Source organism: Photobacterium kagoshimensis, from assembly GCF_050337045.1.
Classification (GTDB): domain Bacteria; phylum Pseudomonadota; class Gammaproteobacteria; order Enterobacterales; family Vibrionaceae; genus Photobacterium; species Photobacterium kagoshimensis.
Genome location: NZ_JAKJSO010000013.1, coordinates 36700 through 58462, shown reverse-complemented (window position 1 = coordinate 58462; position 21763 = coordinate 36700). Strand labels below are relative to the sequence as shown.

Here is a 21763-nt window from a genome sequence, read left to right as displayed (position 1 = left end):
TGAGTCGATCTGTTTTGTTCGATTCTGGTGCAGCTGATCTTATTTATGATTCTCATATCTGTTTTAAGATAAATTCAAATACTCGTACATACTTAGTAGTTATAGGTGGTTACTTATCTATAGGAATGCTGCGAGGGCGAAGCGATGCATCAAGTTGAGGTGGGGCAAGCTGCCGTTGTTGAAAGTGTCGAGGGGACGGCATTTTTACTTATAGCGAATGATCAAGCTATACCGATTGAAGCGGGCATGGTGTTAAAAGCAGGTCAAGTCATAGTGACGGCTGACGGAGCTCAAGTATTGGTGTTTATCAATGGTGATTTGGTGGCTGTTGATGCCAATTGTGCAGCGTGTTTATCTCCAACTTCAACAGCGGACACCTCAACCAATCCTTTGATTCAACAGAATACCCAGGCGGTTTCCCAATCGCCATCGCTAGCGCTTACTTCTCCAGATGACGAACAAGGTATTGATATTGCAGCGATCCAAGCCGCTATTTTAGCAGGGCAAGATCCAACGGCAACGCTAGACGCTCCCGCTGCTGGTAACGATGATGGTTCGGCCAATGATGGTTTTGTTGCCATTGATTATAACTATCTTTCAACCTTGGCCATGGCGGGGTATGACACCGCTTTTCAGCGCTTTTCTAATCAAGATGACGATGACGAAAAACCGTTTATATTAGCAGCTGGTGGTCAATCGGTTTCTATTGTTCTGGCGGAAGGGGATTTACAGCCTTTAACTTATCCTGTCGATGCACAACAGAGCATTCTCATCCAATCTGGGTCTTTGCCCTTGGAAGCAAGCAGTGTGGTGTTTGAAGCTGCCTCGGTGGCTCAAATTATTAGTGCATTATCTCAAACGGTCACTGCGAACGGTCAAAGTGTCAGCTTTGTTTACAATCTAGCTGATAATGAAATCGTTGGAACAAGCTCTGATGGTGTAGTGGTGGTTTTTGGTTTAAGCGGCCAAACCTCAGGTACTGATTTAGCGGTTACCTTAACGGTTGAACAGCGTTTACCCATAGATCACATCACGACGACTAATGGTCTAGTGACTATAGATGGTGAGCGGCTAAGTGTTCCATTTTCCATTCAGGCCTTTGATGGTGGTGGCAATGCTATGCTGGCGCCTGTCACTATGAATGCCGTGCTGAATGATGGTGAGTTTCCTGCGTTAGCCACTGATCCTGGGGTTGAATTACAAGAGCAAAATGAACCGCAAACAATCAATGGTCAGGTTCCCCTTGATGTCGGGAGTGACTTTATTGAAAGGGTCGATTTTGCAGCAGATCAGCCGACCCTAGTTGGGTTAACCAGTAATGGTTTTGCCACTCAATTCTCAGTGGTTGGCGATACTATTTTAGTGACACGGGCCGACGATCCTAATATTGAGGTTTTACAAATTGTCATCACCACGACAGGGGCTTATAGCGTGACCTTGTCGCAACCGTTTGACCAAGATCCTATCACCGATGTGACACTATTAGCCCTTGGTGTGACGGTGACAGATAAAGATGGTGATACCAGTAATATTGAGAATGTGAATATTAAAATTCTCGATGGTGCAGACCCTGATGGCGGGAATAAAGGACGGATCCAAGTCGTTGAGGGTGATCTTGATAGTACGGTGACGGTAGAACAATACCCTGTTTCAAACAGTGACAGTTTTGTGATTAAAGCAGGGGTTGATCGCATGGTGCCCGAGTCACTGATTTTGGACCCTGCGTTTGAACAAACACTGATACAAGAACTCAATTCACTGACGAGCAGCCGACAAGCCATCACCTTTAGTACTAGCCAAGCGGCGACAGGGGAAATAACGCTGACGGGACGATTAGCTTCGGGCGAAGAAGTGCTGAGTGTGGTTATGACTCCCACCCAAGATGGTCAGAATATTCTGATATCCAATACGATGGTCCAACGGTTGCCATTGGATCACCTGAGCCAGTCGCAGACATTACTCACAGTTACCGACCAACAACTCGAATTTAAAATACCGCTTCAAGCGCAAAACAGTGATGGTGATTTTCTGGGGCAGCCGGCAGTATTGACCGTTGCTTCGACGGATGGTGAAGCCCCTGCTTTTGTTGAAGACCAAGGCAGTGCAATAACTGAAGTTGGAACGATTGATGATGGTCAAATTGAGATAAATCTGGGCAGTGATGTGATGCAGTCGGTCTCATTTTTATCATCGCAACCGAGTGTTGAAAACCTCACAAGCCATGGTTTTGCGACTGATTTTAGCGTCAGCGCGAATGTGTTGACGGTATTTTTGGCTTCAGACCCGAGTCAAACTGTGTTGACAGTGACATTAGCAACTGATGGCAGCTACACCTTGGTGCAAAGCCAAGCGCTAGACCAAATCAATGCTGAAGATACCATTGAGCTTGTACTCGGGGTGACTGGGCAAGATAGCGATAACGATGTCACCGCGCCAAATGGTGAGCTGCTAATTACCATTAATGACGGCCTTGATCCCAGCGGCGCCTTTACCACCCAAGATAGCGCGGATTTGCGAGAAGGTAGTTTATCCATTCCCACTGGACAAGCGGGTGGCTATCCAGCCACTGATACTGCAAGTTTTACTTTTGCAGCAGGCGTTGATCGGTTAGACCCAAGCAGTATTACGATAGACCCTACGCAACTTGCAGCCTTAATTGCTGAGTTAACCGCGGATGTCTTATCTGCGGGGCAAGCGCTGAGTTACAGTTTTGATGCTACAACCAACACCTTAATTGGGGAGTTAGCTGGGCAAACGCTGCTTGTCATTACCTTTAGTGCCGTCAATGTAACAGGTGCCAGTGCAGGCGTGAATGCTGGCGTGAATGCTGGCGCTGAGGATGTCAGAGTCAGCCTGACAATGACGCAAAATGCGCCTTTGGATCATAACATCAATGGTAATAGCCAAGGCTTAGTGCAAGTCAGTGGCGAGCAAATAGTAATAAACCTGCCGCTTCAAATGCAAGATACCGATGGGGATGACTTAACCACCACCGCTTTGGTAGAACTGGTGCTGCGTGATGGCGATAACCCTGTTATTAATTCTCCAGCGCCTGCTGCAGTGTTGGAAAGTGATATTGATGGTAATGCGGATAATCACCAAGGGTCGAATCCGTCGGGAACTGGCAATATTGATACTTCACTTTTTAGTGCAGTGACTGGTAGCGATGAAGTGGTGACATTTACAATCAACACTACCTCTTTTAATCAACGAAATCCCACCCTGACCAGTGATGGCACCTTGGTTGAACTGCAAGACGCAGGTAGCGGCATATATCAAGGTGTGGTGGCTGGCGCCGGCCAAGGTGGTGCGGATAAAGTTGTCTTTGAGTATGTTTTGCAACCGACGGGAAACTATACATTTACTTTACTGGGCGCATTGGATCATAGCGTTCAAGGTGCTGATACTTTGGTTGTACAATTACCTATTCAAGCGCAAGACCAAGACGGTGATTTAAGTGAGGTTGTAAACCTTGCAGTGGTGGTAACCGATGATGTCGCCAACGGTCGTGATATTAGCTTTTCGATGACTGAAGGGGCTGGCGCTACTAATCGGGTTAACTTGCTACCTGCTGCTCGTGAAGGGGCTGATGATGCAAGCGTAACGTCTGTTTTTGACCAAGGCCAAGAAATCTTCCTCACAGGGACAGGCTTTAATACCATCCCGATTCATGATGATCGCGGGGTTTTACTGGGGGAGCTTCGCATTCGTGAAAATGGTCGGGTTGAATTTATTGTTGAACCCAATATTGACCATGATAGCGCCACCTTAACGCATCAAATTCCTTACAAAGTGACGGATGGTGATGGGGATATTGCATTAAGCACCATTACGTTAAATATCGCCGATCAGTCACCCATTGTGATTATTGAAATCGATCCACTGCAAACATTTGAAGATGTTGGTCGTATACCAGATCCTGATGAAACAATTATCGAACCACCTGCTGGAACACCTGTATTTATGCAGGTCAGTATAGGGGATGCGGATCGTGGTGAGCGCATTGGTGAAGTGTTAATTCAAGTGCCTACGACTGAAAATGGTGATTTTTATCATGATGGTGTGAAGTTAGATAAAACACCTGACGGTCAGTTTTATATTGTACCCGTGTCCGCATTTACCACGAGTGATGGCATAGTTTATGACATGAACAATGTCAGCTTTCTACCCACGGCTGACTTCTCGACCATTAATGGTGATTTAAATTTTGCGGTTCAAGTGACGGTCGATACTGACGATGTGCCGCATCCGCCTATTCCCGCGACCTTTACTGTTACTGTGTTAGGTTTAGCGGATATTCCTACATGGGATTTTGATCAAACCGAGCTCCACTACACAGGGCGTGAGGATGAGGCCAATATCGCGCTGCAATTAACCGCGGATTTAAATGATACCGATGGCTCAGAAGCGCTCTTTTATATCGTAGAAATTCAGCCCGATGCGAACGGTGTCATCAATGGCACCTTAGTAGGGAGCGGGCTCGTCAGTACGGGCCTCAATCAGTGGCGGATTGCCGCCGCGAATATTGGTTCGGTGCAGGTTAACCCAAATGATAATTACAGTGGTGATATTCGATTAACTGCTGTCGCACAGAGTGAAGAGCTTGCCGTGTTCGATGTACAAAATGCGGATTCAGTGGCGATTGAATTAGTGGTGAATGTATTACCTGTCGCGGACAGCGCAGTGCTTAAAGTGACACGAATAGAATCTGATGAAGATGTTCGTATTGCGCTGGGCAATTTCATCACCTTATCCGAAACCGATGACACCGATGGGTCGGAAACGCGATTTATTCTGGTATCGGGTTTACCTGTTGCCAGTAAGGTATTTATCGATAATGTAGAACAAGCTCCAAATGCCGACGGTAAATATGAAGTCCCGATTGATCAGCTAAGCTTACTGACTTTTCAACCGACACCAGAAAGTAACCTTGATTTTGAATTGACCATTGAAGGTAAAGTTGTTGATACCGCGGTGATTACGGATGCTGCGGGTAATATCCAAACCGTGCAGGATGTGTTTATTACCCCAGCCACGCAACTCGAAGTAGCGTTAACAGGCGTTGCCGATGTGCCTGATTTTGTGGTGGCTGATGACCCTGATGGTAGCCTCGACCCGGGTGATTGGCAGAAGTTACCCACAGAGCTAGGGGTCGAAACCTTAATTTTAGAAGATGGTACCGCAACACTGAATTTCGATATTGTCTCGGGTGAAGACGCGTTAAAACAACCGAGTGATAATTCGGAAACCTTAACTTTCGTTATTTCGAATATTCCAGCAGGCGTGCAGATTTTTGATGCCGCGGGTAACCCTCAGACACTGACCTTTGTCGGTAATGATGCCAGCGGTAACCCTATGTATGAGGTGAATTTATCGTCACTGCAAAGTATCAGTGTTGTTCCACCATTGCACAGCACGACCGATATCGAACTCAAAGCGACCTTGGTGACAACAGAAGATGATGGCGATCAGTTAACCTCTGAAGGCACCATTAAAATCAATATTGCACCAGTGATAGATGCCGTGGATTTTACCAAAACCACCTCAAACGGTGCATTAGAAGATACCACCATCAATATTGATTGGCAGCCAACAGCGGATGAAGGCTTTATTGATAATCAGGAACAGATTGCTGGTTTTAGTATTGATGCCATCCCGAGTGATTACAACTTGTTGATTGATGGGACAGTATTAACACCACAAGTGGGTGGGGCGATAGTGCTGACAGCAGCTCAAATCAGTGCCTTGCAATCAGGCAGCCAATTACAGCTGCAAGCACCGCAAGATTCAGATCGTGACTTAACGCTCACCACCCGTTTAACCATAGAGCAAAGTGATCCTGATGGTGAGCCGACAGCCACCAAAGAGATCGTCGGCAGTTTAGTGGTTGATATTCGCGCGGTTGTTGAGCCTGATGGGGTATTGCAAGTTGAAGATAGTACAGGTGCGGCGGTCAGCAATTTGCAAAGTAGTACGCAAGGTGTCATTGATTTAAGTAACGGTACGAACTCGCAAGGTCAGCTCAACTTTGTTGAAGATGATGCGCCGACACCGCAAGATTCAAGTGATGAAATTGTGCGTAAAGTGGTGATCAGCTTCCCCGCAACGGACAGTAATGGTGACCCGTTACCAGAAGGTTTTGTGGTGGTGGGTGGTTTCCATGATGGGGAAGGGAACTGGGTTGTGCCAGAAAGCCAGCTTAATAACATTCAGATTGTTGCCCCGAGTGGCTACATCGGCACATTTGATTTAACCATTAGTGCGCAAGTGCAAGACCAAGGGGACAGTAACGCAGCAACAGGCATTCCAGAAGGTGATATCAGCTCACGGGTCCGCTTTGATGATGTGCTTACTTTAGATTTCTCACCAAATACCTCGGTCAATACTAATCAAGCGGGCACAATTGTAGTCAACAATGTCGTGATCACAGGGGATGAAGATCGCACCATTGATCTGGGTGTTCAGCTCGGCAATATTGTGTCAGTAGCCCTTGATGGTAATCAAACAAATGATGTTTTTTCATTGGTTATTCAAGCCAGTGATCTCCCAAGTGGTGTCACTATTGGCGGTACTGAATTTGATTTTGTTAATGGTGAGTACGTTATTCAGGTGCCAGTTGATCCAACAACTGGCGCAGTCATATTAACCAGCATGACATTGAATTTAGCGGAAGATTTTGCCGGTGATTTTGATTTTCCTGTGCGCTTGGTGACTACCGATATCACAAGCGGGGACGTGAATACTGAGAACCTGACGTTGCAGGTACGTGTTGCCCCCATTGTGGATGTGCCGAATGAAGGTAACCCTGACTTTGATATTAATGTAGTGCAAACGGCAGGGCTAGATGCAGATAAACAACCGATTAGTGAGACGGGCAACCCTGAAGTTATCTTAACGGACGGCGCTTATGAAGATGGCATTATCACGCTAGCATTAGCGGCCACCTTGGCGGATATAAGCACCAGTTTAGATGAAGGCTTAGAAAGCGTTGAGCAAGCGACACTGTCGGTGGATGCCGCCCTCGGGGCATTTTTGGTGACCAATCCTGATGGCAGTGTTACCCCGACCCAATCGATAACTGTCGGTAGCAGTGAGTTGAATGCCATTCAATTTCAACCCTTTGAAGATTACAGCGGCCCTGTCAGTGTCGCTGTCGATGCTGTCGTCATTGATAATGTGGCTTATGACTTAACAACGCCAGCAACAGCCGCTGATTCGGGCAATGTCATAACCAATACTCAGTTTGATGTGATCCCTGTGAATGACGACGTTCAATTCAGTGGTACAGAGCAAGTCATCGTCGGTGAAGAAGAACAAGTCGGTGGCATATCCTTGGGCGCAGTGGCGTTTCAGCTTGATGATATTGATGGCTCTGAATCTATGGTGTCTGTGCTCATAACCAATGTACCTGATGGCTTCCTGATTGGCTCTCCAGCCCGTAATTTAGGCGGTGGTGAATGGAAAGTAACGGTTCCCGCCAATAGTACTCGCTTTGATTTATCGGGGATTAACCTGATCCCGCCGAAAGATTTTAGTGGTGATGTCGAACTTGGGATCACGGTTTTTACCAAAGAAGACTTATTAAGTGAGGTTGCCGAGAAAAGTACAACCGTGAATGTGACAGTGACGCCGGTTGGGGATCGGGTCGATAGCGACATCACCACTGTTTATCAAGGAACAGAGAGCGCCAGCATTACCCTTGAGCTCAATGTAGAAGCGCGAGACAAGCAAGACAGCGTCAATCCACCCGTCAGTAATGTCACAGAGAACCCTCCAGAGTCGCTCTTGGTGACCATATCGAATGTGCCTGATTCCAGTACCTTTGACGTGCCGCCCAACGGAACTGCGGTCAACCTTGGCGGTGGTGTGTGGCAGTTTGAAATTGCGTCGACCCAGCTCGATAGCTTGGTGTTTAATCCAGTGAATGCCAACGGAGAGATAGTACTAGCGGTTAATATTCGCGGCGTTGATAACGGCGTTGCAGCGGAAGATAGCCTGGCAACCAATCAAACTCTAACCCTGAATGTGACGGCTGAAAATGATGCCCCCATTAATGTCGTACCCACAGGGCCATTGTCGGCGGATGAAGATATCCCATTAACCATCTCAAACATTGTTATCACCGATGTGGACGCACGCGAGAATAATGGTGACATAACCGTGGCATTGAATGTGAATAATGGCGTTCTCACCTTACTTGATACCACAGACATTATTGTCATAGGGCAGGGAACGGGATCACTGCAGATTACAGGGCAAATTGATGCCATTAATACTGCGCTTGCTGTGGGCTTAAGCTATCAAGGTAATCAAGATTTTCATGGCAATGACACGCTGACGGTATTCACCAACGATAACGGTAATACAGGCACACCTGGACCGCTGACAGATACCAAAACGGTTGATATTACCGTCCAACCTAAACCCGATATTCCGACACTCACATTAACTCGCCCACAAACAGCAACGATAACCGCAGCGACTGCCACCTTGATCCCCCTGCTTGGCTTAATGGCCGCCGTGGCGAATCCTGTTCCTGATGAACTCACTATTGTGGTGAGTGGCTTAAATGGCGGTGTGCTGGTGGATAGCAGTGGTGATCCACTTGGAACAACAATTGATGCGAACAGTACACGCTTAACACCTGCAGAGCTGACAGATTTGCATATCAGTGGCCTCAGTGCTGGGTCAACAGCACTGTCAGTACAAGCACAATCAACTGTTGCTGGAGAGACTGAAGTATCGGTGAATACGATTGCTCTCAATATTACGGTGGAAGCCAGTGATGATTTAGCGGTAGGGGCGACAGCGTTACCTGACGGAAATTTGGTGATAGGCGGTGATGATCCTGAAACGCTAACGGGAGGTAGTGGTAGCGATATTTTAGAGGCTGCTGGTGGTAACGATATCCTGATTGGTGGCTTGGGCGATGATATTTTAACGGGTGGCAGCGGTGATGATTTATTCTTGTGGCGCAGCGAAGATATTGCCGCGCATACCGATGAAGTCACAGACTTTGAATTAAATAGCGATCAGCTTGATATCAGCCAGATCTTGGATGATCAAAATAGCGATGGACTCGGCTTAGATGATCTACTGGCAAGCATTACTGCCAGTGGCGATAACAGCGCACTCAGTCTGGATGTGAATACCAGTGGTGGTGGTACGCAGGTGATTAACTTATCGAGTGTAGGTCTAGCCGACTTAGGGCTTGCAAGCGGAGCCGCAAGTGAAGACATCATTACTCAGCTATTTAATCAACAGGCATTTAAGCTTGATTAAGGCAAGGTAGCTTAAGCAAAACTATTTACCCTTCTATTCATTTAGGTCTTTAATTCGCATCAAATTTAGCCGCTAATACACAGGGTGTTTTAGCGGCTTTGTTCTATGCAAGTAGTCTGAACGGCTACTTGCCCAGATTAGTATTCGTTGTACGCGCCGCTAATTTATTTGCCAGAGAATGCAGCTCTGGCAGCATGCGGTGAATCAAATGTAACTGCTGCAATACCATGCGTGCTGAGGTGCAGTCTTCATCACGCCATTGTGATAAACGTTGCTCTAACTCGTTATCGCCATCAGGTGCCGTAGCGCAGACATTCCCAGCCAGTTGAGTGGATAAACAATCGAGTTGTGAGTGAATATAACGATGCGCTTCTGCGACCAACTGGTGAGTGTATTCCTCATCTAAACGGGTACGGTGGGCCCCTAAAGCCGAGATATAGCTAAGCATGGCATGGTTTAAGGTTAAGAAGCGGAAACACTCATCGGTTGCCATTCGGTAGCGTCCTGGTTCTGCCAACATGTTACTGATTGCTGTACTTAACTGTGCATCGGTATTGTGGGCATCTCGGCGAGAAACACGGTATTGCAAACTGTCTTTTTTGCCAATTCGATACTGGCCAATAATCTGGCCTAGGTAATCGCGGTTCGCTGTAATAGCCGAAGACATGACATTATGAAGGCGGTTAGCTTGCCAATCGGGCAGGATATAACTCACCGCTAATACCGCCAGTAAACAGCCCAGTAATGTATCGCCTAAGCGCGGTAGAATAACCGCAAACCCTTCGCCCAGTTGGTTGAAACAAAACAGAACCAACAGTGTTATAAAGGTTGTCGCTAAGCCGTAACGCACAGTGCGGAAAGCAAAGAAAAGTACCCCAGCCAAAACCATTAATACCAGTTGTCCTTCTTGACCTGGGAATAAGTAGAGCAGCGGAATACCGACTAACAAGCCAGCTAAAGTACCAGCAACACGCTGGACCAGTTTCTGGCGGGTCGCGCTATAGTTGGGCTGACAAACAAACAGGGTGGTTAACAGTATCCAGTAACCACGTTCAAGGTCTAAAAATTGAATGCAACCGTAGCCCACGACTAACGCAATCGCCATTCGAAGGGCATGACGAAATAACAGCGAGTCAGGGGTAAACTGGCTAATAAAGCGTTGCCACAGTTCTTTTACACTTCGCGCTTCGGTATCGGCTAATTCAATATCGTCGCCAGTTTGAGCTACATCAGGGTTACTCACATTCGATAACTGACGTTCAACCGTTGCAAGGTTATTAAACAAGTACTCCAATTGACTAACAAAAATCCGCCATTCCGGTTTGTTCTGCGCTTTTAGGTAGCTAAGCGATTCCTGTAGTTCATCTAAGGCGCGAACACTCTCTGCGCCATGTCGGTATTGCTTACCCATCGACAGTGCCTGCGCTATTTCACGGCAGGCATTAGCTTGTGATCTGAGCAAGCGTTGAAAGCGAAACAGCACATCACTGCGATGAAAAGCAGCCGCAAGATCTTGGTAGCGGTAATGGGATGAACTGGCGCGTTCATGAATGTCTTGCGCCAGAAAATAAATTTTTAGAAACTTATCGCCAGTTTGGTTCGGCTGACCACGACGGGCACGGTGTAACAGGGTCGATTTAGCATTATTAAGCGCGGTAACGACGCGCGCATTTTTACTGGCAGCTTCAAGGCGCAGCGGTTGAGGAACCATATCTAGAACAGGTTCAAATAACTTACTTTTACTGTCGAGGTAATGGGCGAACTCATTGAATACGCCTGCTAGACTTTGCTGTACGGGCTGGTTTGGCCATAGTAACTGCCATGTTAGCGATAACATGCCGTACCAGCTGGCACCTGCAATCAGTAATGTGGGTTGATACCAAAGGTTAGGGCTGTTTTCAGCGCCTAGCATGGTATATACCGCCAATAGTAGCGAAGCAAAGGCAATACTGGCGTAGCGTGCCCCCATCGCCCCCAGCATGATGAAACCAAAGGTTGAAACGAATAAGCCTATTGCAAACAGCCAAGGGGTATCAAACAGTAATTCAATCGACAAGGATGCCACTAAGAAACAAATCAGCGTCATGCTTTGCGCTTTAATTCGTCCTCGTAAGTTATCATCCGTTTCGGCTAATGCAGATGCAATAATACCAAGCACTAACGGGGTAACTGCCGTGGTGGCTTCCCAATACCAGCACGGTAACGCCACACCAACGAGTGCAATAAATACGCGAATGCTGTAGTTGATACGGTCGTTAGCCCAATAACGGCCTAATGTTTGTTTGAAGCGGCTGTTCTGCATGGTTTTGATGAGTTCTTATTCGTAATGAAGACAGGTTACACAACAATTCATTGCGTTGATTATATTGATCGCAATAAGGAGGGCAAATATATCAAATATAGGAGCTTTTTGCTTTTCCTTAGCATAAAAATCGTATGATAAATGCAAGTATCTGATGGTTGAGATGAGGTATTTAGTCAATTTTAGGTCAGAAGGCTATGGCGAAGTCAGAGTTCTTGGTAATCTCTAGTTCCGTTATATACCTAACAGCTAGTATTAAATACTGGATGTGAAATATCACGCCAAGCGTGTAATGACTCAGTGCTTCAGAGGACAGGATGAGATTAAGTGCCAACTGGTTTGCCCAATGGTTAGTACAAGGCGACTTTTACAGTATCGAATTGCAAGACAATAGCCTGATTCTTGATAGCCAAACTGCAACCGAAGTACTTCCTTTTGATGAGTGGGATGGCGCCATTGCCGTTCATCGTGGCGTGATGTGGGGTTCACTAGAATTAACATCGGCTGATCAACAATATTGCTGGACCATACATGGTTTACCGTGGCGTCATTGTAAGGTGTTCGCGAATTACTTATTGAATGCTTACCGCCAGTGGGCGCACAACCGTGTTGATAAACTTGATGCCGCTATCCCTCAAATGATGACGCAGATCCAATCTTTCACGGAACAAAAAGGCTACTTACGTCGTTCAGCACATCTTGCTTTGCATCAGTCTTTGAATGAGCAACTTGCAGAGACCGAACTCACCTCTGAATTGGCGACGGCATTTCGTCCGCATGCACTTGAAACAATCGCGCCTTGGCTGAGCGATAACCAAGATTGGGTAGTGCAAACCAATAGTGAATGGTTAGAGGCGGAATCTGAAAAATGGGCGTCGTGGTTTGATCAATTTGAGTCTTCGCCGCTAAACCCATCTCAACGTGAAGCGGTGCTAATCAATCAAGATCATAACCTTGTCCTTGCGGGAGCAGGAACCGGCAAAACCAGTGTGCTGGTGGCGCGAGCTGGCTATTTAATTGCCGATCAGCAAGCTCACCCTGAAGATATTTTGATGTTGGCATTTGGGCGAAAAGCGGCGGAAGAAATGCGCGAACGCTTGAGCACCAAAGTGAATAGTGCCATTAAAGTGGCGACATTCCACAGCTTGGGCACACAGATTATTCAGGCGGTGGAAGGTGAACGTCCCAATGTTTCACCACTCGCGTTAGATGATAAGGCGCGTGCGAGCTGGATTGCTTCAATGCTTAAAGAGCAGTGGCAAAATGCCGCATCAAGCAAGCGCTGGCAAAAACACCTGACCCAATGGCGGATCCCTGGTTTTAGATCTGATAATTCTATGGAACAACAAGCCAGTAATGAGCAACTTATTGCTTGGGTGTGGCGCCATATTGAGTTATTAGGCCAGCGCGGTGGCGTGAAAAAAACTGAGTTAGTCGAAGCCATAGATCAAAGTGATAAAACCGCTTCTCACGCACGAATGAAGTCAGAACTCGCGTTGTTGTGGCCATGTTTTCGTGCTTATGAACAGCATTTAAAGACCAATAAAGAAATTGATTTTAATACCATGATCCAGCAAGCGACCGAATACGTCAAAGACGGTAAGTTCGTACCGTCTTGGAAGTTCATCATGGTGGATGAGTATCAAGATATTTCACCGCATCGCTTAGCGTTAATTGAAGCTTTATGTAAAAGTGAAACGGAAGGGGCGGGTAAAGCGACCTTGTTTGCCGTCGGTGATGATTGGCAGGCGATCTATCGTTTTGCGGGGGCCGATGTGAACCTTACCACGGGGTTTGAAGAACGTTTTGGTGATTGCCACATTACCCAACTAGAAACGACTTATCGCTTTAACAGCATGATAGGCGAAGTCGCGAATACTTTTATTCAGCAAAACCCTGAGCAAGTCTCTAAATCACTGACCAGTTTCAAAAAGCAAAAACGCAAAGCTGTTACTTTGTTGTGCCAAGATTTACTTGAGCAAGAGCTGGTTCAACTTGCCAGCCAGCATGAAAAGCCAACTTCGGTGTTACTGCTTGGTCGTAATAATAATCAGCGTCCGCAGCACTTAAGCCGTTGGCAAGAAAAATGGCCTCAGTTGAACCTTCAATTTATGACCTGCCATGCCAGTAAAGGGCGTGAAGCTGATTATGTGTTCATTCTTGATGTGAACAAGGGGACTTTCCCTGCACCAGATCGTGAGACAGGATTAGCTGCCTGCTTGCAAGCGCGAACTGAAGCCTTCAGTGATGCCGAAGAGCGTCGTTTGTTTTATGTGGCATTAACACGCGCGAAAAAGCATGTATGGGTATGTGCTGATCAAGACAAAATCTCACCATTTGTGCAGGAATTGATTGATGACAGCTATTCGGTGCTCAATAAAATTAGACGTACTAAAAAGGCGAGTTAGTCTTAGGCTGGAAACAGCAAACGTAATGGCTGTGTTGATTCTCGCTAAGCCATAAAGAGAAAAGCCTTCTCATTGTATTCACAAGAGAAGGCTTTTTTATATCTAGTTATTTTTTTCTGTTTGTTTGCTGTGGGGTAAATTAGCCTACGCGCTCAGCAAGGTAGGCCGCATAATCAGGGATCTCGATTTCCACTTCACGATCTAACAGGGGTGACGTGATCAAGAAATTAGCACTGGCACGATTGGTCGCGACAGGTACATTCCAAACGCCAGCAATACGCAGCAGTGCTTTTACATCTGGATCATGCGGTACCGCATTTAGCGGATCCCAGAAGAAAATCATTAAATCAATTTGTCCTTCTGAAATCATGGCGCCTAGTTGCTGATCGCCGCCCATAGGGCCGCTGATCATACATTTGATGTCTAGCCCTACTTCATTAGCGATCATGTGGCCTGTGGTGCCAGTCGCAAACAGAGTATGTTCACTGAGTTTGTCTTTGTGCTCGGTAGCCCAACGCAATAAATGTTTTTTATAGTTATCGTGAGCAACCAAAGCAATGTTCTTACGGCGTTGCATTGTGCGGGTTGTTATTTGCATAAATACACCCTGGTTCCTTATTTAACGGCATCGTTTCACTTTTTATTGTTGTGCGTTAAGTGTAAACGATGACCTTTCTAGCCAAGTGTTGATATATCTAATGATATATCGGGCTATTAATAACAGAGCACTATCAACTCATACAAGACAAATTCTCAAGAATCATGAACCTGTAATATATTTTTGTCGATTAGGATGATGTTGAGTTAGATCACTGCCTAATATGGTGATCTGACACATGAAAAACGGGGCGAAATTCCGCAGGTGAGAGCGAATTTGTAATTGTGTCTTCTGGCAAATGATCGGGCGTTAATGCTTCGATTTTTGGTGCGAGATCTGTATTGCTGGGCTTGTTTTCTAAATATCGCACTGCTTGATCTATCGACAGTTTTGCTTGCTGTGCCATTTTATCGGTTGGTGAAAACAAGATTTTCCCGCGTCGTAAACCACGGTATACCCCATGACTTAGGTAAGTGGAAACAATCTTAATATCGTTAGTTTTCCCGTTGGTGCGTAATTCGCTGATCGCTACCTCGGCGGCAACAGCACCACCAACGATGTAGTCAATGTCAGTATGGTTATCAAAAAGCTGCTGAATTAAATCGCGCTGTAGTTCTTTACTGTTATCTGCCCATAACGTGGTAACCACTTCGATATCAGAACCTGAGATAGCATCGTTAAAACCAGCAGAAACAGGCTTGGTTCCGCCTCTTAGTTTAGGCCCAGGTAACCAAGCAACTTTCACCTTACCGCTACCTTTCGGGTGACGTTTTGCTAAAAAAGCACCCGCTTGTTGACCCATGTAATACCAGTCTACGCCGACACGCGCTTTGATAGTTTTACGAATATCTGCGTCGGTAAAATCAATGTCATTGGTCATCGCGAAAACAGGAATATCACCGATTAGGTTTGAAAGCATACCGTTGTACGCATCACGATCTACTGTGCCTAAAATAATTGCGTCAGCCCCCCATTTTTTACATGCGGTAAGCTGGCTCTTTTGTTTTTGTAACTGCGGATAGCCCCCTGCTTCAAAAACATTCAGTTCGATACCGAGCTGCTTTGCTTGTTGCACCATGCCATAGTTAATGGAAAGCCAGTATGAATCTTTTAAATGTGGGTAAACCGCGCATATTTTCCACGGTTTTAATGCTTTAGTCAGAGGTTGGTAGTTGATAGCAACTCCAATCGCATCTGGTGAAAATGCTGGCGTATGGTTAAGCACTTCACGCGCATAAGCGCTTTTTATCCCCAAAGTGGAGGAAATAAACAGAAACAATAGGGATATTAACGGTATTTTTCGCATGGTAGATAGCATCTAGGCCTAAATCACTGGCAAAATAGTATATCTCTATTCTATGGCGTCAGCGCCATAATTGCACATTGAAAGATAAGTGGTTAGTCATATGGCGTTCACTCGAAACGGTATTGGTCAAAAACTCCTCTGGGCCTTCTCTGCAATGGCGGGTTTGATGATCATCGCTGTATTAATTGGGGTGGCTGGTTTTTCGTTTGTCGCCAAAACAGAACGAACAGTGATTAACTCTGCTGTTCCTGCGCTGGTGGAAGCGCGTCAGCTTTCCGATCTTAGTACGCGTATCATTTTTTCTGCTCAAGTATTGGCACAAGCCAAAGACGAAGATGATCGCGTCAGGCAAGGTCGGGCGTTAACTGTTCATATGGAAACGCTCAAACAAAGTCTAACAGCATTAGAGCGCTTTTCGTTTGAGCCTGAATTGATGACTCGACTTGATGACAACATTAAGAAGATAGTTGAAAACCTCGCAATGCTGGGCTTGTTAGTTGGACGTCAGATTGAGCTGCAAGATCTGGTTGATCAATTGAATGAAAAGATGAGCTCGGCAACAACTCAGATCGATGTGTTATCACAATCGCAGGTGTCTAATGCCAACACCATTGCAGTTGCAAACGTATCGCGAATTTATGACCTGATAGCGAAAGACAAAACCAATGAAGTCTATCAGGCTCTGGATAGCTTGGTTGAAGTCGATATGGACTTAACTGAACGCCTTTTTGAGCTGCGATTTTTGTCTTTGCAAGTGATCAACATGCTGGATGATTCAATGCGATTGGATGATCCTGTCCGATTGGATGTTCAGCAAAAGCGATTTACCCATGCTGCGAATGTGATTCAAAATCGGGTTAAATCTGTTGAAGACCCGAGTCGCTCTGCACAACTAACAAAACTTGCTGCCACGTTAGATGAAGGCGAGCAGTTGTTTGAAAATTTACACCTATTATTGAAAGCCAAGCAAGATGTTGAGCGTATGGCTCAGCAAAATTTAGCCCTATTTCAGCAGGTGAACGATACCGTTGACGATATTATTACCACAGCTAACCACAATACAGTACAGGCAGTCACCACCGTTGATAAGACACTTACTGCCGCTCGAAATAGCTTAATTGGTATTTCTGCGATTGGTATGTTGGCCCTGGTATTGATTATGTGGCGCTTTGTGTACGCCAAAGTGATCCGACGCATTAATAATTACAGCCAAGCCCTGTTGTCGTTAGCGCGTGGTGATCTAGATATTAAGTTGACCGCGGAAGGTGATGATGAGCTTGCAGAGATGGGGCGTGCCATCATGGTGGCGCGAGACACTGCGTATGAGCGCCACCGCCTTGCTCAAGTTGAATCTAAAATTCGCTTTGAATTACAGCAACATAAAACCAGCTTAGAGCGTTTGGTCGCTCAACGGACTGGTGAGTTAGAGAAAACCAACACTAAGTTGAACCAAGAAGTTGTTAACCATGCCAAAGCGCGGGTCGAAGCTGAAAAAGCCAACCGAGCGAAATCTGCTTTCCTTGCGACCATGAGCCACGAGATCCGCACCCCAATGAATGGTGTGCTAGGCACAGCATCGTTATTAGCTGACACTGGGCTTGATGAAAAACAAGCAAAGTATCTTGCTGTGATTAATCGAAGTGGTGAAAATCTGCTGGATATTCTTAATGACGTGCTGGATTACTCTAAAATTGAAGCAGGACATTTAGATATTCGCCCGACGAATTTTTCTTTGTGTGAGCTGTTATCAGATGTAAATAATCTGCTGGAACACCGTGCGCGTACCAAAAAAATCCGTTTAGTAACGCATGTTGATAATTACATGAATGATCACTGGGTCGGTGATATTACCCGTATTCGCCAAGTGTTAGTCAATTTAGTCGGCAACGCCATTAAATTTACGCATAAAGGGCAAGTGAGCATTAATGTCGGTATGCACCCAGACATGCCAGATGAAGTGATGTTCCAAGTACAGGACTCAGGCGTAGGAATTGCCGAACAAGAACAAGATGGTTTGTTCACCGCGTTCCATCAAGCTGAAGATGGTCGAAAAACGGTGGGAGGCACAGGGCTTGGCTTGGCGATCAGTAAACGCATTGTTGAGGCCATGGATGGAGAAATTGGCGCCGACTCAACCTTGTCGGTGGGGAGCTGTTTTTGGTTCTCTATTCCGCTCGAACAGGGCGAGGTTACTAGCTGCGAGCTATCTCAGCGCGAAGAGATACAGCCTGCTCATATCTTGCTAGTTGAAGATAATCCCGTCAACAGCATGGTGGCTGAAGGTTTCTTAGCTCGGTTAGGGCACAGTGTGGTCACAGCGATCGATGGCAAGCAAGCCGAATCTATTTATCGCCAACAATCTTTTGACTTGGTTTTCTTGGATATTAACTTGCCCGATACCGACGGTGTTACTTTACTAGCGCGTTTACGCCATATTGATACTGAAAAGTCGAAAGGTTCGAGTTTATCCGCTTCCAAACTGACTCCCCCTATGGTTGCCTTTTCTGCCCATGTTTTTCGAGAAGAAGTGGAAGGTTACTTGGCGGCCGGGTTTGCTGGATTCTTACCAAAGCCCATTGTTGAAAAAGAGCTATGGGATGTTTTACATAAGGTGTTGCCAGCGTCAGATCGCGTAGCCAAGGCTAATGAGTTCGAAAACTCAAATCACCATGATACCGAAGTGAAGGCGCAAGCGATTACTGCCCATAATGATGAAAATCATACCGCAATCACTACCGAACCCAATACAGAGAGAACAATGCCCGATATGGATGAAATGACAGATGACCATGCCGTGATTGCTGAGGCTCAGTGGCTAGATAGCAAAGTGCTAGGTAGTGATTTGAAAGTGCTGGGCGAGGTGCAAGTAAAACGTCTGATTCAGCTCTTTTCTGAATCATCGACTGAAACCTACAGAAAGTTAGAAGATGCGTTTAAAGCAAACGATGTAGCGCAGGTAACTAGCCTTGCCCATAATCTTAAAGGTGCTGCGGGTACGATGGGATTAATGCGCTTATATAAACATTGCCTGTATTTTGAAAAAGTAGGTAAATCAGGTTCTCTGGCACAGCTGTCCTTAGATGAATTAGGCGAGACATTTGCAGGTTCGATCAAGGAATTGAAAACAGTATTTGCCCCTGATGAGCATCAATAAGGGAATGGCACACATACGATAGTGGTCGATTTGCGCCTAGTAATTAACAAACTGTCGACAAAGCATTATTAACTATAGAGGGCTGGATCGTATAACGCGATCTAGCCCTTGTTTTTATTATTCTGCTGAGTAAATTATTAATGGCGTGATCTGTTGAACAAAAAACACTCGTATAGCTGGATACACTGCATTCGAAATAAATAACCACATAATCACTATAAATAATCATTTATTTCATGTAAGTTGAATAAAAATTCAATTCAGCATTATCCATCATGGAGAGATACGATGAAAAAAATGTCTGTAACTTTACTGTCGGCGGCAATTCTATCTGCGGTTAGTCTGAGCGCGAATGCTTGTACTGGTTTGATCGTTGGTAAAGGTGCGTCGGTTGACGGTAGCATTATGATTGCGCGTAACGAAGATTTTGGTATCAACAATTGGAACAAACACTTAACTCACCGTTCCGCACAAAAAAATGAAGCAGGAGAGTGGAAGTTAGGTAATGGTCTGGTCGTTCCTATGCCAAAGCAGTTCTATGCTTATTCTGCTATTCCTGACTGGGATGCTCATACGGTTGATAGCCAAGGTAAGTATTACGAAGAGCGTGGCATTAATGAATTTAATGTTGCTGTCTCTGCAACAACCAGTGCTGAAGTGAATGATAACGCAAAAAAAGCCGATCCTTTGGTTGAAAGCGGCATCATTGAAGCTGTGATCCCAACACTAATTTTACCTCAGGTAAAAACAGCAAAAGAAGGGGTTGAACTCCTGGGCAAATACATTGAGCAATACGGTGCCGGTGAAGGAAACAGCCTCTATATTGCCGATGTTAATGAAGCATGGTTAGTAGAGATTGGCTCTGGCCACCACTGGATTGCAGTCAAAGTGCCAGATGATAGCTATGCCATGATAGCCAATGGTCTACGTGTTCACGGCGTTGACTTGAACAGTAAAGATGTTCTGCATTCAAAAGACTTAATGAAGTTTGTTAAGCAGCACAAACTACTGGAAAAGCCGAATGCTAAATCGTTCAACTTTGCGAAAGCCTTTGGCGTGATTGGTGATGTGTACAACATTGACCGTGAATGGCTTGGTCAAGAAATGCTCTCGGCTTCTAAACAGCAAGCGACCCGTCAAGCACAATACCCACTGTTTTTAAAACCAGACCAAAAGATCTCAGTTGAAGATGTCGCGAATGTATTAGGGGCAACATACGAAGGGACGCAACTCGAAAAGAACGGCGAACGTCCGATGCGTGTCGAACGCCAACTTGAATCACACATCATCCAGTTACGCCCTAATATGCCAACTGAGCTACAAGGGCTAATTTGGCAGAGCTTCGGGGTTTTGTCTGAGTCGGTTCTCGTACCGCTCTACACCAGCCTTGAAGAATATCCAATCGCTTACCAAACTGGGACAGACACGTATTCTGATCAATCGGCATACTGGCAATTCCGCAGTTTAACGGCACTGGCAACCGCGAACCAAGCGAAATACCTGCCGATGCTAAAAGCGACTTGGGATAAAGAAGAAACCAAGCTTTATCAGCAAGTTAGCAGCTTAGATATGACGTTAAAATCCCTCTATAAGTCTGATAAGCAAGCGGCACTTAGCATGGCATCGGATTACTCTTATGGTCAGTTGCAACGTACGTTATCAAAGGCGACTGAAATCCGTTACAAAATGATGACGGATCTGACCAAAAGCACCGAGAAAAAATACACAGATGAAGAGTTCAAAAAGATCATGAGCTTGTAATCAGCCAATAAGATCCTTTTGATGAAACCATAACATAGGCTTCTAACGTATTTAGGAGCCTTTTTTGATCTTGCTAGTAGGCTAAGGTGACGTTTGTATGCTTAACAGCAATAAAATAATTCCATTAGCCGCCAAATGGCACATAAATAACAAGGTTATTCATGTAAGCGAGATAATGATTTATAATACGTTAAATCAATTACTTGGCTAAACGGACTTACATGCTTGATATCGTTCAATTACGTGCGAAAATATCATCAACTATGTCGCTCGATATTGCACATTTCAGGGTATATAAAGGGCAGAAAGTGGGTGTCCTTGGTCCAAACGGCTGTGGCAAATCAAGCTTTATTAAAGCCTTATTACGATTTATTCCTTCGGAAAGTAGTCATCATTCGATTGATGGTAAAGATGCACAGCGCATCCCACGGCACGAGTTAGCTGATTATCTCGCTTTAGTGCCACAACATACGCCTGAACTGGCTTTTTCTGCTCGTTATTTTATTGAGTTAGCATGTCCAAATCCTAGTCGACGTGCAGTTGACGATATATTGCGACAACTCGATATCATGCATTTGGCTGATAGCCCATTAAATCAACTCTCGGGTGGCGAGCGGCAACAGGTCTATTTGGCACGTGCGCTAGCTCAGCAGCCGCAAGTCTTATTGCTTGATGAGCCAACCAATCATTTAGATGTGGCCAATCAAGTCAGCATGCTAGATACCATAGAAACCCTTCCTCATACCTGTGTGTTGGTATTACACGATATCAATTTAGCAGCACGATACTGTGATTATGTTTACATGATGAAGCAAGGGCAGATTGTGTGCCATGGAAAACCTAATACCGTTATGACGAGTGAAAATATTCAAACTGTCTTTGGTTTAACCATGATCACCGACCGTCACCCAATGGCAGATTGCCCTCGATTTACTTACCAATTCTGAGTTTA

General features: G+C 45.5%; 8 protein-coding genes. 5 read left to right on the top strand and 3 right to left on the bottom strand.

Annotation, left to right across the window (positions count from 1 at the left end):
• Positions 1–144: 144 nt before the first annotated feature.
• The gene (locus tag L4C35_RS11180; protein WP_428462937.1) at positions 145–9282 is read left to right on the top strand and encodes a retention module-containing protein; all 9138 of its coding nucleotides are present in this window, start codon (positions 145–147) and stop codon (positions 9280–9282) included.
• A 124-nt stretch (positions 9283–9406) separates the two neighbouring features.
• On the opposite strand, the gene yccS is transcribed toward L4C35_RS11180, so the two are convergent.
• A complete protein-coding gene (gene yccS / locus L4C35_RS11175) occupies positions 9407–11584 on the bottom strand; it encodes a YccS family putative transporter (RefSeq protein WP_428462936.1) in 2178 nt (725 codons plus the stop codon).
• 317 nt (positions 11585–11901) lie between these two features.
• Here yccS and helD point away from each other — a divergent pair, with 317 nt between their 5' ends.
• Positions 11902–13992, top strand: coding sequence for a DNA helicase IV (gene helD / locus L4C35_RS11170; RefSeq protein ID WP_428462935.1), 2091 nt, complete (start codon positions 11902–11904; stop codon positions 13990–13992).
• Positions 13993–14131: 139 nt separating this feature from the next.
• Here the strand turns inward: helD and L4C35_RS11165 are convergent, their stop codons facing one another.
• Positions 14132–14590, bottom strand: a complete 459-nt coding sequence (locus tag L4C35_RS11165) for a methylglyoxal synthase (RefSeq protein WP_428462934.1) — start codon at positions 14588–14590, stop codon at positions 14132–14134.
• A gap of 211 nt (positions 14591–14801) precedes the next feature.
• Positions 14802–15896 carry a TMAO reductase system periplasmic protein TorT gene (gene torT / locus L4C35_RS11160; RefSeq protein WP_428462933.1) on the bottom strand — a complete coding sequence of 365 codons (1095 nt, stop codon included), beginning with the start codon at positions 15894–15896 and terminating at the stop codon, positions 14802–14804.
• Between the two features lie 100 nt (positions 15897–15996).
• Between torT and torS the strand changes: the two genes are divergently transcribed.
• The 3 genes from torS (at position 15997) to L4C35_RS11145 (ending at position 21758) form a co-directional block, all read left to right on the top strand.
• Positions 15997–19050 (top strand): TMAO reductase system sensor histidine kinase/response regulator TorS, encoded by a 3054-nt coding sequence (gene torS, locus L4C35_RS11155; RefSeq protein ID WP_428462932.1) that lies wholly within the window; start codon positions 15997–15999, stop codon positions 19048–19050.
• Positions 19051–19338: 288 nt separating this feature from the next.
• On the top strand, positions 19339–20811 hold the full coding sequence (locus L4C35_RS11150) for a C69 family dipeptidase (RefSeq protein ID WP_428462931.1): 1473 nt from the start codon (positions 19339–19341) through the stop codon (positions 20809–20811).
• Between the two features lie 221 nt (positions 20812–21032).
• Positions 21033–21758: an ABC transporter ATP-binding protein gene (locus tag L4C35_RS11145; protein WP_428462930.1), complete on the top strand. Its 726-nt coding sequence runs from the start codon at positions 21033–21035 to the stop codon at positions 21756–21758.
• Positions 21759–21763 lie beyond the last annotated feature (5 nt).

Coding starts and splice junctions, on each gene's coding strand:
- L4C35_RS11150 (WP_428462931.1), top strand. CDS start 19,339: ATGAAAAAAATGTCTGTAACTTTACTGTCGGCGGCAATTCTATCTGCG.
- torS (WP_428462932.1), top strand. CDS start 15,997: ATGGCGTTCACTCGAAACGGTATTGGTCAAAAACTCCTCTGGGCCTTC.
- L4C35_RS11165 (WP_428462934.1), bottom strand. CDS start 14,590: ATGCAAATAACAACCCGCACAATGCAACGCCGTAAGAACATTGCTTTG.
- L4C35_RS11145 (WP_428462930.1), top strand. CDS start 21,033: ATGCTTGATATCGTTCAATTACGTGCGAAAATATCATCAACTATGTCG.
- yccS (WP_428462936.1), bottom strand. CDS start 11,584: ATGCAGAACAGCCGCTTCAAACAAACATTAGGCCGTTATTGGGCTAAC.
- helD (WP_428462935.1), top strand. CDS start 11,902: ATGAGATTAAGTGCCAACTGGTTTGCCCAATGGTTAGTACAAGGCGAC.
- torT (WP_428462933.1), bottom strand. CDS start 15,896: ATGCGAAAAATACCGTTAATATCCCTATTGTTTCTGTTTATTTCCTCC.
- L4C35_RS11180 (WP_428462937.1), top strand. CDS start 145: ATGCATCAAGTTGAGGTGGGGCAAGCTGCCGTTGTTGAAAGTGTCGAG.